The organism is Enterobacter cloacae complex sp. BZL2005 (genome assembly GCF_049238885.1).
Lineage (GTDB): Bacteria > Pseudomonadota > Gammaproteobacteria > Enterobacterales > Enterobacteriaceae > Enterobacter > Enterobacter roggenkampii.
On record NZ_JBMKGI010000011.1, the window covers coordinates 49,086 to 62,275 of the forward strand.

At 57.5% G+C, this 13,190-nt stretch carries 14 protein-coding genes; 3 read left to right on the forward strand and 11 right to left on the reverse strand.

Annotation, left to right across the window (positions count from 1 at the left end; all coding sequences use genetic code 11):
• From ACOTXI_RS17400 to pmbA, 5 genes are all read right to left on the reverse strand, one after another.
• Entirely contained in the window at nucleotides 1–300 is a 300-nt protein-coding gene (locus tag ACOTXI_RS17400) for a DUF4312 family protein (RefSeq protein WP_006810338.1), read from the reverse strand.
• Between the two features lie 2 nt (nucleotides 301–302).
• On the reverse strand, nucleotides 303–665 hold the full coding sequence (locus ACOTXI_RS17405; protein WP_006810339.1) for an SFCGS family glycine-rich protein: 363 nt from the start codon (nucleotides 663–665) through the stop codon (nucleotides 303–305).
• Nucleotides 666–675: 10 nt separating this feature from the next.
• Nucleotides 676–1,014, reverse strand: coding sequence for a glycine dehydrogenase (locus tag ACOTXI_RS17410; RefSeq protein ID WP_025911967.1), 339 nt, complete (start codon nucleotides 1,012–1,014; stop codon nucleotides 676–678).
• Between the two features lie 315 nt (nucleotides 1,015–1,329).
• Entirely contained in the window at nucleotides 1,330–1,716 is a 387-nt protein-coding gene (gene cybC / locus ACOTXI_RS17415; protein ID WP_058654295.1) for a cytochrome b562, read from the reverse strand.
• A gap of 38 nt (nucleotides 1,717–1,754) precedes the next feature.
• Nucleotides 1,755–3,107, reverse strand: a complete 1,353-nt coding sequence (gene pmbA / locus ACOTXI_RS17420; RefSeq protein ID WP_058654296.1) for a metalloprotease PmbA — start codon at nucleotides 3,105–3,107, stop codon at nucleotides 1,755–1,757.
• A 95-nt stretch (nucleotides 3,108–3,202) separates the two neighbouring features.
• Between pmbA and yjgA the strand changes: the two genes are divergently transcribed.
• Nucleotides 3,203–3,754: a ribosome biogenesis factor YjgA gene (gene yjgA, locus ACOTXI_RS17425; RefSeq protein WP_008501414.1), complete on the forward strand. Its 552-nt coding sequence runs from the start codon at nucleotides 3,203–3,205 to the stop codon at nucleotides 3,752–3,754.
• Between the two features lie 77 nt (nucleotides 3,755–3,831).
• On the opposite strand, the gene mpl is transcribed toward yjgA, so the two are convergent.
• Nucleotides 3,832–5,211 (reverse strand): UDP-N-acetylmuramate:L-alanyl-gamma-D-glutamyl-meso-diaminopimelate ligase, encoded by a 1,380-nt coding sequence (mpl, locus tag ACOTXI_RS17430; protein WP_025911962.1) that lies wholly within the window; start codon nucleotides 5,209–5,211, stop codon nucleotides 3,832–3,834.
• Between the two features lie 197 nt (nucleotides 5,212–5,408).
• On the opposite strand from mpl, the gene fbp reads away from it, so the two are divergent.
• Both fbp and ACOTXI_RS17440 read left to right on the forward strand, forming a co-directional pair.
• Nucleotides 5,409–6,407 (forward strand): class 1 fructose-bisphosphatase, encoded by a 999-nt coding sequence (gene fbp, locus ACOTXI_RS17435; protein ID WP_008501416.1) that lies wholly within the window; start codon nucleotides 5,409–5,411, stop codon nucleotides 6,405–6,407.
• Nucleotides 6,408–6,557: 150 nt separating this feature from the next.
• Entirely contained in the window at nucleotides 6,558–6,914 is a 357-nt protein-coding gene (locus tag ACOTXI_RS17440; protein WP_008501417.1) for a helix-turn-helix domain-containing protein, read from the forward strand.
• On the opposite strand, the gene ACOTXI_RS17445 is transcribed toward ACOTXI_RS17440, so the two are convergent.
• The 5 genes from ACOTXI_RS17445 to ytfQ all read right to left on the reverse strand — a co-directional run bounded on the left by ACOTXI_RS17445 (nucleotide 6,886) and on the right by ytfQ (nucleotide 13,130).
• Nucleotides 6,886–8,457, reverse strand: coding sequence for a methyl-accepting chemotaxis protein (locus tag ACOTXI_RS17445; RefSeq protein WP_058654297.1), 1,572 nt, complete (start codon nucleotides 8,455–8,457; stop codon nucleotides 6,886–6,888). The two genes, ACOTXI_RS17440 and ACOTXI_RS17445, sit on opposite strands and share 29 nt — an antisense overlap.
• A gap of 84 nt (nucleotides 8,458–8,541) precedes the next feature.
• The gene (gene yjfF, locus ACOTXI_RS17450; protein ID WP_058654298.1) at nucleotides 8,542–9,543 is read right to left on the reverse strand and encodes a galactofuranose ABC transporter, permease protein YjfF; all 1,002 of its coding nucleotides are present in this window, start codon (nucleotides 9,541–9,543) and stop codon (nucleotides 8,542–8,544) included.
• On the reverse strand, nucleotides 9,530–10,555 hold the full coding sequence (ytfT, locus tag ACOTXI_RS17455) for a galactofuranose ABC transporter, ATP-binding protein YtfT (RefSeq protein WP_021240695.1): 1,026 nt from the start codon (nucleotides 10,553–10,555) through the stop codon (nucleotides 9,530–9,532). The genes yjfF and ytfT overlap by 14 nt, the downstream gene beginning before the upstream one ends.
• A 10-nt stretch (nucleotides 10,556–10,565) precedes the next feature.
• Nucleotides 10,566–12,068 (reverse strand): galactofuranose ABC transporter, ATP-binding protein YtfR, encoded by a 1,503-nt coding sequence (gene ytfR, locus ACOTXI_RS17460; protein ID WP_058654299.1) that lies wholly within the window; start codon nucleotides 12,066–12,068, stop codon nucleotides 10,566–10,568.
• A gap of 105 nt (nucleotides 12,069–12,173) precedes the next feature.
• Nucleotides 12,174–13,130 carry a galactofuranose ABC transporter substrate-binding protein YtfQ gene (gene ytfQ / locus ACOTXI_RS17465; RefSeq protein ID WP_021240696.1) on the reverse strand — a complete coding sequence of 319 codons (957 nt, stop codon included), beginning with the start codon at nucleotides 13,128–13,130 and terminating at the stop codon, nucleotides 12,174–12,176.
• Nucleotides 13,131–13,190 lie beyond the last annotated feature (60 nt).

Sequence of the window (13,190 nt, forward strand, 5' to 3'; positions counted from 1 at the left end):
TCAGCGTTGCGTGACGAAATCCACCTGGTCGAGATTGATGGCGGTCACGTTGACGGTCACATCCAGCTCCACGCTGTAGGTGCGTCTTTCCCGGCGCAGAAAGAAGAACAGAAACGCTTCTTTTCGCACCGCTTCTTGCGCCTGAACAACCTGCACATCCTGTGGCTCAATACGCAGTAAGATATGCGGTGAGGCTTTCATCACCGCGGCCTGAACGTGGTTGAGCGCGTCGGCAAAGGCGCGCGCTTTGGCGTCGCCCTTCCCCTTCACTCTCACCGTGGTTGTGAACTGTTCTTTCATGCTTATGCGCCGTATTTTTTCTGCCACGCCTGTACCAGACGCTCGCCCAGCTCTTCTTTATCCATAAAGCCAAAGCCCAGCACGTTGCAGCCTTCGTTGATAGCGGTGACGCCTTCATCCACGGAACGCATGCCGTATTTGGCCTTGTAGCCATATTTGGTCTGGGCGGTGATGGCACCCGCGCCGCCGCTGCCGCAGAAGGAGATGCCGAAGGTGGCGTTTTCCGCTTTCATTACGTCGCCGAGCTTCATGTCTGCCGCCATACCCGGTACGACAACCGCGCGTCCACCTGCTTTTTCCACACCGGCCGCCACTTTCTGACCTTTACCCAGGCGATCGCCAATCACGACTGTAATCTGTTCCATGTGTTGCTCCTTAAAGGTTGTCTTTCGCGACTTCAAAGTGAACGGAGAGCAGCCAGGCCTCTTCATCTGGAAGGTTGCCAAACTGCGCCACCACTTCACGGGCAAGCCGCATTGAATCCGGTGAAATTTCGTCAAACAGCTCTGCTTCAACCTCCGGCAGCGGCTCGCCGGTCACGGACCGGTGCGCCATGGCGCGCACGTGGGAAGTAAGCATCTGCTCCTGTACCGCATTGGGGATGATGTTGTTCCGGGCCAGCAGGGCATAAACCTGCTGCAGCATGGTGTTCGCGAGCTGTTCTGTTTGCTCTGCCTGTTCCCCAACGTCGTTCATTACCGCTCCGTTAATCACTGGTCTTACCCCGTTAATGGCTCTGGAATAAAACTAACGTTGGGGGGGAATTGTTTGTAGCGAGTTGTTTTCCACTTCGAAGTGGAAAGGGGAGCCGCAGCAGTGATCTGTGCCACATAAATACGGTGAATCTGGATTAATCACGGCATTTGCGTGATGAATATCACGTATTCCAGCGGCAAAACGCGCGCCGGGGAAACGAAAACGTTCAGACGTGGTGACGCAAAAATGTGATGGCGATAGGGTTTACTTATTACCGCGCAAAAAAACGGGGGCCATTGGCCCCCGCTGGTTGTTTGTCAGATGCGCGATGGGTTAACGGTATTTCTTGTGATACGTATTACGGGTCGTCACAAACTGCTCGGCCGCCGCCTGGGCTTCCTTCACTTTGCCTTGGTTAGCGAGCTTCAGCGCGCCGTCGATCTGGCCGACCAGCACGTCAAAGCCGTGGCGGTAGTCTTTCATCTCTGCACTGTCTGCCGCTTTGCTTTCCAGTTTAGGAGGCGTCGCTTTTTGTGCGTCCAGCGCCGCTTCACGCATTTTGGTCAGCGCGTCTTTCATTTCCGCCGCATTGTCGGTTTTCTGCACCACCTTCAGGTTTTGCCCGAGGATGCCCATGTCGTCTTCAAGATCGGCAGCAAACGCAGAAGAACCAAGAACCAGCGTTGAAGCCGCGACGATCGCTAACAGATGTTTACGCATTGCTCACTTCCTTTTTTATTATTAACAAAACGCTATCTCTATTGTCCGGCGATTTTCATTTCCGGGAGTAATACAGAACCACACTGTATATTGCTGCGTGTTTCAATATCGTTACCGACCGTAACGATATTGCGCCACATATCCTTCAGATTGCCAGCGATGGTAATTTCGCTCACCGGATACTGGATTTCGCCGTTTTCAACCCAGAAGCCCGCCGCGCCGCGAGAGTAATCGCCGGTGATGCCGCTGACGCCCTGACCCATCAGCTCGGTCACCACCAGACCGGTGCCCATCTCTTTCAGCATCTGCTCAAAGTTGAGGCCCTGCCCGGCAATGCGCCAGTTGTGAATGCCGCCCGCGTGCCCGGTGCTTTTCAGCCCCAGCTTGCGCGCGGAGTAGTTGGTCAGAAGCCACTGGGTCAGAATGCCGTCTTTCACGATGTCACGACGCTCCGTGCGCACGCCTTCGCTGTCGAACGGCGTGGAGGCCAGGCCTTTCAGCAGGTGCGGATGCTCTTCGATGGTGAGCCATTCCGGCAGGATCTGCTTGCCCAGCGAGTCGAGCAGGAAGGTCGATTTACGGTAAACGGAGCCGCCCGCGATAGCGCCCACCAGATGGCCAAACAGGCCGGTCGCCACTTCGTTGGCAAAAATCACCGGGGCTTTCATGGTGGAGAGCTTGCGCGGCGACAGGCGAGACAGCGTGCGTTCGGCACACTCTTTGCCTACCCACTCAGGAGACTGCAAATCCCCCAGCGCGCGGCCAATGGTGTAGGCGTAGTCGCGCTCCATGTCACCGTTCTCTTCGGCGATGACGCAGCTGGAGAGCGAGTGGCGGGTAGAGCAGTAGCCCTGCAGCATGCCGTGACTGTTGCCGAAGACTTTGATGCCGAAGTGGCTGTTAAAGCTGCCGCCTTCGGTATTGGTGATGCGCTTGTCGGCCTGCAGGGACGCCTGCTCGGCGCGGGCGGCCAGCTCAATCGCTTCGTCCGGCGTCACTTCCGCCGGATGGAACAGGTCGAGATCCGGCGCGTCAAACGCCAGCAGATCTTTATCCGCCACGCCGGCGTAAGGATCCGGTGAGGTATAACGGGCGATATCCAGCGCGGCCTGCACCGTACGGGCGATGGCATCCGGACTGAGATCGGTGGATGACGCACTGCCTTTGCGATTCTGGTGATATACCGTGATACCCAGCGCGCCGTCGCTGTTGAATTCAACATTCTCCACTTCGCCATAGCGGGTGCTCACGCTAATGCCGGTGGTTTTGCTGACCGCCACTTCGGCGCCATCTGATTTTTCTGAAGCAAGCATCAGCGCGGTGGAGACGGCTTCTTCCAGAATCTTACGCTGCGCTTCAACTTGTGAGGTTACTTTCATCGCAAATGCCATACTGTAAGAGAGAGTTAACTGAAGTCTAACAGAGAACCGTTTTTCAGTGCGCGTCTTAACTGGTAACATTAGCCTCTTTTTTTAAGGAGCCTGACATGACTAAGCAGCCCGAAGACTGGCTCGACGACGTTCCCGGTGATGACATCGAAGACGAAGATGATGAGATCATCTGGGTCAGTAAAAGTGAAATTAAACGTGACGCCGAAGAGTTAAAACAGCTTGGCGCGGAAATGGTAGAACTGGGTAAAAACGCGCTGGATAAGATCCCGCTCGACCAGGATCTGCGCGATGCCATTGAACTGGCACAGAAAATCAAAAAAGAAGGCCGTCGTCGCCAGCTTCAGCTTATCGGGAAAATGCTGCGTCAGCGCGATGTTGATCCGATCCGCCAGGCGCTGGACAAGCTGAAAAACCGCCACAACCAGCAGGTTGCGCTGTTCCACAAGCTGGAGCAGATCCGCGATCGTCTGATTGAACAGGGTGATGACGCCGTACCGGAAGTGCTGAACCTGTGGCCGGATGCCGACCGCCAGCAGCTGCGTTCCTTGATCCGCAACGCGAAGAAAGAGAAAGAAGGGAATAAGCCGCCGAAGTCTGCGCGCCTGATTTTCCAGTATCTGCGCGAGCTGTCTGAGAACGAAGAGTAATCCGTTCCCCTCACCCCGGAGGGGCGAGGGGGAAAAGAACGTAGGCCCGGTAAGCGCTAGCGCCACCGGGCTTTTTTTTACGCCTCGGCGGCCGCTTCCGCTTTCTTCGCCAGCCCGTCCAGCAGCTTCTGATGGATCCCACCAAAACCGCCGTTGCTCATCACCAGAATATGGTCGCCGGGCTGAGCGGCTTTCACCACCATATCCGCGAGCGCATCCACATCTGCACTCCAGTGCGCAGGCTGGATGCAGGCATCGGCCACTTCCGCCACCTGCCACGGAATATGCTGCGGCTGAAGCAGGAAGACTTCGTCGGCGCGTCCTAACGACGGCGCGAGATCGTCTTTGCAGATGCCCATCTTCATGGTGTTCGAGCGCGGTTCCAGCACCGCCAGAATGCGCGCGGTACCGCCAACTTTGCCACGCAGGGCGGCAAGCGTCGCCAGAATGGCCGTTGGGTGGTGCGCGAAATCGTCATACACGGTGACGCCGTGGGCTTCACCGCGCAGCTCCAGACGGCGGCGGGCATTGATAAACGAGCCCAGCGCATTCGCTGCATCCGCAGGCTGAACGCCCACGTGACGCGCTGCCGCAATCGCCATCAGGCCGTTGTGCATATTGTGTTCGCCCACCAGGCCCCACTTCACCTCGCCCACTTTTTCGCCGTCGAGCAGCACTTCCCACTCGGAGGCATCGGCGTTGAGTTTCTTCGCCTGCCAGTGGCCCTGCTCGCCCACCAGCTCCTGCTCGCTCCAGCAGCCCATTGCCAGGGTCTGCTTCAGGTTGATGTCGTTTTCCGGCAGGATGATGCGGCCCTGGCCCGGCACGATGCGCACCAGGTGGTGGAACTGTTTCTGAATGGCCTTCAGGTCGTCAAAAATATCCGCGTGGTCAAACTCAAGGTTGTTGAGGATCAGCGTGCGCGGGCAGTAGTGCACGAACTTGGAGCGCTTGTCGAAGAACGCGCAGTCATACTCGTCGGCTTCGATCACAAAGAACGGGCTGTCCCCCAGGCGCGCAGAAACGTCGAAATTACCCGGTACGCCGCCGATAACGAAGCCCGGCTTATAGCCGCAGGCTTCGAGGATCCAGGTCGCCATGCCCGCGGTGGTCGTTTTGCCGTGGGTACCGGCAACGGCAACCACCCAGCGGTCGCGCAGGACGAAGTCATGCAGCCACTGCGGGCCGGACATGAACGGAATATTGCGTTCCAGTACCGCCTCAACGCACGGATTGCCGCGGGTCATGGCGTTGCCAATAATCACCAGGTCCGGCTCGGGATCCAGCTGGCTGGCATCGTAGCCCTGAATAAGAGAGATGCCCTGTTTCTCCAGAAGTGTGCTCATTGGCGGATACACATTGGCGTCCGAACCTGTCACCTCATGGCCCAGCGAGCGCGCCAGCATTGCCAGTCCGCCCATGAAAGTGCCACAAATCCCCAATATATGAATGCGCATACGTCACTATCCTTCTTTAATGTGGCGCACATTTTACTCACATGTTAGCGGCTGTGAAACGCATTTCAGGTAAATCCGTATGTTGCTGGCGCGATTCACCTCTGCGCTACTATTTGAATATTTGTTAAGATTGTTGGGCTTTAGTCGTTTTAGTGAACATACAATCGCTCTACTCACAAAGATGCAGGGAAAGTGTTATGAAAACGTTAGGTGAATTTATTGTCGAAAAGCAGCACGAGTTCTCTCATGCTACCGGTGAACTCACTGCTTTGCTGTCGGCAATAAAGCTGGGCGCTAAGATCATCCACCGTGATATCAACAAGGCCGGTCTGGTCGATATCCTGGGTGCCAGCGGTGCCGAGAACGTTCAGGGCGAGGTTCAACAGAAACTCGATCTGTTCGCAAATGAAAAACTGAAAGCTGCACTGCGCGCGCGCGACATCGTTGCGGGTATCGCCTCCGAAGAAGAAGATGAAATTGTTGTTTTCGAAGGGTGTGAACACGCGAAATACGTTGTTCTGATGGATCCGCTCGACGGCTCCTCCAACATCGACGTTAACGTTTCTGTCGGTACCATTTTCTCCATCTACCGCCGCGTCACGCCTGTTGGCACGCCGGTGACCGAAGAAGATTTCCTGCAGCCGGGCATTAATCAGGTTGCTGCCGGTTACGTCGTCTATGGCTCCTCCACCATGCTGGTCTACACCACCGGTTGCGGGGTACACGCCTTTACGTACGATCCTTCCCTGGGCGTTTTCTGTCTGAGCCAGGAACGCATGCGCTTCCCGGAGAAGGGCAATACCTACTCCATTAACGAAGGTAACTACATCCGCTTCCCGAACGGCGTGAAGAAGTACATCAAATTCTGCCAGGAAGAAGATAAAGCGACGCAGCGCCCGTACACGTCCCGCTATATTGGCTCTCTGGTCGCAGATTTCCACCGTAACCTGCTGAAAGGCGGTATCTACCTCTACCCAAGCACCGCCAGCCACCCGGACGGGAAACTGCGTCTGCTGTACGAATGCAACCCGATGGCGTTCCTGGCCGAACAGGCGGGCGGTAAGGCGAGCGACGGTAAAGAGCGTATTCTGGAGATCGTGCCGGAAAGCCTTCACCAGCGCCGTTCGTTCTTCGTCGGCAACAACCACATGGTTGAAGACGTTGAACGCTTTATCCGCGAGTACCCGGACGCGTAATCCCTCTCTTCAGGGGAGCCGATCCGGCTCCCCTGTTCATTTATATATTTTACCGTATAAGTGTTTATAAAAAACACGCTTTAATATTCGCCACTGCTCCTGCATTATTTCCATAACAGTTTGACAGATATTTCGTGGAGCAGAAACGCAATGAAAAATTATTCCCGTGCTAATACCGGCATTGATTTAAATCTTATCCCTGTATTTATTGAAATCGTCCGCTGCGGCAGCATGGCAAAGGCCTCTTTGCGTCTGGAGATGTCACGCCCTGCGGTGAGTCTGGCATTAAAGCGTTTTAATCAACTCTTTGATGAGCCGTTATTTCTCCGCAAAGGCTTATATCTTGAGCCGACTGAAAAAGCATTAGCCTTAACCAGCTCGCTGGAAATATTAATGGGCGAAATTCACGATAATATCGGGGCGCTTAATTCCGGAAGGAATAAAACCCCGGCACAGAACGTACCGGGGCTGGGTAATATTATGCCGCGTTCTGAGTCGTCACTTTGAATGATGACATAGCTTCCATCAGCTGACGCGACTGCTCCTCAAGGGAGCGGGTCGCGGCGGAGGATTGCTGCACCAGCGCCGCATTCTGCTGCGCGGTTTCATCCATCTGGTTTACCGCAATATTCACCTGCTCAATGCCGCGGCTCTGCTCCTGAGACGCGGTCGCAATCTCACGCATCAGTTTGGTCATGCGCAGCACTTCTGTTGCGATCTCATCCATCGTTTCGCCCGCCTGCTGGGCCAGCTCGCTGCCCTCGTTAACGTGGGTTTGCGAATCACTGATAAGAGAACGAATCTCCTTCGCCGCGTCGGCGCTGCGGCTGGCCAGGTTTCGCACCTCGCCCGCGACGACGGCAAACCCGCGCCCCTGCTCGCCCGCGCGCGCCGCCTCTACGGAGGCGTTAAGCGCCAGGATATTGGTCTGGAAGGCAATGCCGTCGATCACGCTCAGGATGTCGGCGATGCGCGCCGAACTGCCGGAGATATCGCGCATTTTTTCAATCACGTAGCAGACCATTTCGCTGCCGTGATCGGCCGTGTCGGAGACCGACTTCGCCAGCTGGTGCGCCTGCTCGGCGTTATCGGCGTTGAGCTTCACCGTGGCGGTGATCTGTTCCATGCTGGCCGCCGTCTGCTCCAGCGACGTGGCGGTGGATTCCGTTCGCTCGGCGAGATCCCGGTTCCCCAGCGTCAGCTCGCGGCTGCCGGTGTCAATCTGCGCGCTGGCATCGCGTACCCGCAGAACCGAGTTCATCAGCGACTGACGCATCTCCTCAATGACCGCGTTAAGGCGGTTAAACTCCTGGCTCGCGGGCGCGGCCAGCGTATGGGTTAAATCGCCCGCCGCCACGTTCTCCAGCTGAGCAATCGACGCCGAGAGCGGCTTGAGCAGCATATGGCGCAGCGCCAGCCAGGCCAGCACGATAATGCCCGCCGTCAGCAGCGCGGCGACGATAATCAGGATCAGGACGCGGGTTTTGCTCGCCTGCACGGCACTCACTTCCGCCTGACCTCGCGCTTCGCTCCATTTCTGAAACGCCTGCATGTCGTTATCAAACGCTGACGCCAGCGGGATCAGCGTCTTCTCCAGCAGGTCGTAATACCCGTCCGCGCTCTGGTCATTGAGGGTTTTCAGCATCGGGTTGATCCCCTGCTGGTTATACGCCGCCAGGCTGGCTGCCACTTTATCGAGCAGCAGCTGCCCCTGCTCGTTAGCCACGCCGCCGTCGATCACGCCCTTCAGCGTTTTCTGGGCCAGGGCGACTTCCTGATTGATGTTTTTTACCGCGCTGGCCGCATCGTCCAGCATGCCGATTTCCATCATGCGGACGGCCTGTCCCGCTTCATTGCGCGCGCGCAGGATCAGCGTATAGCCTGAATTAAGCTGCACCATCTGCTCACCCTGAAGGTGATTAATGCGCTGCAGCGAAGAAGAACTCTGTGTGAGGGCATAAATGCCAATGCCGCTGACAATCAGCAGCAGAAGGGTCATAACGGCCAGTAAAGAGAGCAAGCCGGTACGAATCGATAGCGTTTTCAGCATGATATTATTTCCGGTAGCGAGATATTTCTGGGCATAAAAAAAGAGTATCGGCCGCTACCGGAAAATGTTTAGACTTTCAGCATGTTATCGCTCTGTTACCGATGTGTTCACGCGGGTAACAGGCGAGCTTTGGCGGTTCTCCCAGAGCACCGTCAGGCCGCGCTGCAGGGCAATAAAAATAAACAGCAGAATGCCGATGGCGATCTTCGTCCACCAGGAGCTGAGCGTGCCGTCAAAGTTGATATAGGTCTGGATCAGCCCCTGAATCGCCACGCCGAACAGCGTCCCCAGCACCGTACCCACGCCGCCGCTGAGCAGCGTACCGCCGATGACCACAGAAGCAATCGCATCCAGCTCCACGCCAACGCCTGCAAGGGCATAGCCCGCCTGGGTATACACCGAGAAGACGATCCCCGCCAGCGTCGCCAGGCCGGTCGAGAGCATATAAATGCGGATGGTGGTGCTGCGGGTCGAGATCCCCATCAGGTTGGCCGACGTGACGTTGCCGCCGATGGCGTATACCTGATTGCCAAACCGGGTGCGGTGGGCGAGGAAGATGCCGATCACCACCACGCCCAGCATCAGCAGCCCCATCGCGCTCAGGCGGCCGCCGCCGGGGATTTTCCACACCAGGCTGGAGAGCGTGTCGTACACCGGATGGTTAATGGGAATCGACTCTTCCGACACCAGGTAGCTCACCCCGCGCAGGAAGAACATCCCCGCGAGGGTAATGATAAATGCCGGAATTTTTAACGCGTCGATCAGCAGCCCCATAAAGGCGCCAAACGCGCAGCCCATCACCAGCACCAGCGGAAACGCCACCAGCGGAGAGATGCCCCAGAAGCCGATCGCTTTCGCGAGGAACACGCCCGTAAACGCGATCACCGAGCCGACGGAGAGGTCGATCCCGCCGGAGAGGATCACAAAGGTCATCCCGACGGCGATGATGCCTAAAAAGGCGTTATCGGTCAGGATATTGCAGATCACGCGCGTCGAGGCAAACCCCGGGAACTGGGTCAGGCAGTAGAGATAGCCCAGCACAAACACGCCCAGCGTGATCATTAGCGGCAAATTACGTTTTATCATGGCCACGGATCCCCTTAATGATGCTGACAAAGCGCGGCGACTGGACGATCAGCACGCAGAGCACGACCACCGCTTTCACCACCTGGTTGAGTTCCGGCTGGAATCCCGAAAGCAGGATCCCGGTGTTCATGCCCTGAATGATCAGCGCGCCGATCGCCGAGAGCAGCAGGTTAAAGCGCCCGCCCATCAGCGACCCGCCGCCGATGACCACCGCCAGGATCGCATCCAGCTCCAGCCAGAGCCCGGCGTTGTTGGCATCGGCTCCGCGAATATCCGCCGCGACGATCACGCCGGCGATGGCGGCGCAAATACCGCTCAGCACGTAGGTCAGCATCACCATCAGCCGCGTGTTGACCCCGGCGTTGCGCGCGGCGCGGATATTGATCCCGACGGCCTCAATGAACATGCCCAGCGCCGTTTTGCGGGTGAAAAGCCAGAACACCACTAGCGTCACCAGGGCAATCATCACCGGCGTCGGGAAGAACAGAAGGTTGCCGCTGCCGAGCCACGCCAGGCTCGGCGAGTTAAAGGTGACAATCTGTCCGGAGGTAATCAGCTGCGCGACGCCGCGCCCGGCCACCATTAAAATGAGCGTGGCGACAAAGGGCTGGATTTTCAGCACCGCCACCAGAATGCCGTTCCATAATCCGGCCAGCACGCCAGTGCCTAAGGCTGCAAGCAGGACCACCGGCAGGCTATGCCCGGCCACGGTCATGGAGGCTGCCGTGGCCCCGGCGATAGCCATCACCGCGCCGACGGAGAGATCAATCCCGCCGGTGGCGATGACCAGCGTCATCCCGATGGCCAGCAGCGCCACGGGCGCGGCGCGGTTTAAAATGTCTATCGGGCTGCCAAACAGGCGGCCATCCTGAACAATAATCTGGAAGAAATGCGGTGCGACAAGGCTATCTACCAGCAGCACCACCAGCAGCGCCGCGATTTGCGGCGTGCCGGTCGGCCAGCTGAAGCGGCGCTTTGACTCACCGGTTTGCGAAAGCGAACGGGACATCACGATTCACTCCTTACGCCGCGATGGCATTCATGATCGCCGGAACGGACAGCTTATCCAGCGGGATCTCTGCCACCTGTTTACGATCGCGCATGATGATGACGCGATCGGCATAGCCCACCAGCTCTTCCAGCTCGGACGAAATGACCAGCAGGGCCAGACCGTCTGCGCACAGGGTTTCGATAAGCCGGATAATTTCGGCGTGCGCCCCTACGTCAATGCCGCGGGTCGGTTCGTCGAGGATCAGGAACTGGGGTTTGGTCAGCAACCAGCGGGAGAGCAGCACTTTCTGCTGGTTACCACCGGAGAGGAACTCGATGGGCTGTTCCGCGCTCGGGGTGCGGATGCCGAGCTGGCGGATAAACCGCTCAGCAATGATGTTCTGCTCTTTGCGTGGGATCGGCCGCAGCCAGCCGCGCTGCGCCTGAAGCGCCAGAATGATATTTTCCCGCACCGAGGCGGCGGCAATAATGCCGTCCGTTTTCCTGTCTTCCGGGCAGAAACCCACACCCAGACAGGAGGCCTGATGCGGCGATCGCAGGGTTTGCGGTTTGCCCTTGATCAGCGCGCTGCCGCTGTCGGCGGGCTTGATCCCGAAGATCACCTCGGCGGTTTCGGTTCGCCCCGAGCCCAGCAGGCCCGCCAGCCCGACAATTTCGCCCGGCCGCACCTCAAGGTTAAACGGCGAGATGACCCCTTTTTTGCCGTAATCGCTGAACGCGGCGACCGGCTTCTCGCTCAGCAGCGTGCGGCCCGCGCGCTGAAGGGCGTTGGTCTCCAGCTCGCGGCCCAGCATCATTTTGACCAGCTCGATCTGCGGCAGCTCGCGGGTTTCGCGGCAGCCGACAAAGCTGCCGTTGCGCAGCACCGTAATGCGATCGCTCACCTCATACACCTGATCGAGGAAGTGGGTAACGAAGATCAGGCTGACGCCCTGATCGCGCAGCTGGCGCATCAGGGTAAAGAGCATTTCCACCTCCTGGGTATCGAGGCTGGCGGTGGGTTCGTCGAGGATCAGCACCTTTGCCGAGAGATCGATCGCGCGGCAAATGGCGACGATCTGCTGCATCGCCACGGAAAAGCGGTTCAGCGGCTCGCGGACGTCGAGGGAGAAGCCGTAGGATTCCATCAGCTTTGTCGCCCGCGCCTCCATCTCTTTACGGCGCAGCAGCCCAAAGCGTCGTGGCTCACGGCCAATAAACAGGTTATCCGCCACCGACATATTCGGCAGCAGGTTCACTTCCTGGTATACCGTCCCGATCCCCAACTGCTGGGCATGGGCGGTGTTTTTTGGCGAAATGGCGTTACCTTCCAGCCAGATGGTGCCGCGGTCGGCGTGATAAACGCCGGTCAGAGATTTAATCAGCGTCGATTTTCCCGCGCCGTTTTCCCCCAGCAGCGCCATGATCTCCCCGCGCCGCAGGCTGAAATCAACGTTATCCAGCGCCTTTACGCCGGGGAAGAATTTACTCAAGCCCTCTGTGCGGAGGATTTCCTGGTGTTGTTCAGTGGTCATGGTTTCCCCCTGCATCAAGCCGGATGGCGCTACGCTTATCCGGCCTACAAAAGAGCGTATCGTAGGCCGGGTAAGCGCAGCGTCACCCGGCATGTTCAGACAGGCTTAGTAGCCCATATTTTTCTTCTTCTCTAACTCTTCTTTCGCCGTGTCAGGCAGGTAGAGCGTGGATTTGGTGACCGTCACTTTCTCCGGCATCGTGCCGTCTTTCTTGAATTTCTCCAGCGCGTCGAATGCCGGGCCGGCCATGTTTGGCGTCAGCTCCACGCTGGCGTTGGCTTCGCCGTCGATCATCGCTTTGTAGATATCAGGCACGCCGTCGATAGAGCCGGTGAGGATATCTTTGCCCGGCTTCAGGCCCGCTTCTTTAATTGCCTGAATCGCGCCGATCGCCATGTCATCGTTGTGGGCGTAAACCATGCAGATGTTCTTGCCGTTGTTTTCAGCCTTAATGAAGCTCTCCATCACCTCTTTACCTTTACTGCGGGTAAAGTCGCCGGACTGAGAGCGGATAATCTTGATGTTTGGCGCTTTCGCGATGGCTTCAGCAAAGCCTTTTTTACGGTCGATGGCCACGCTCGCCCCGACGGTGCCCTGCAGTTCAACAACGTTACACGGCTTGCCGTCGACCTGTTTTATCAGCCAGTCGCCAATTAGCTGCCCTTCCAGCACGTTGTTGGCCGTCACGGTGGTCATATAGAGAGATTTGTCTTTAACGTCGATGGAACGATCGAGCAGGAAGACCGGGATTTCAGCGTCTTTCGCTTCCTTCAGGACGGGTTCCCAGCCGGTCGCCACGACGGGTGCAATAAAGATGGCATCCACGCCCTGGGCGATAAAGGAGCGCACGGCTTTGATCTGATTCTCTTGTTTTTGCTGACCATCGGCGATTTTCAGGGTAATGCCGCGTTTCTGAGCTTCGCTTTTCGCCACGTTGGTTTCTGCCGCTCGCCAGCCAGATTCAGAGCCGACCTGCGAAAAACCTACGGTTAAGGGAGCGGCCATCGCCATAGACGACATGGCTGCCGAAACTGCTGTGACAAGGAGTAAGCGCTTCCACATATGAACGTCCTCGTAGGGTGAGTTATTGTTGGTTAAAAGATGTTCTGCGGAATGACTATA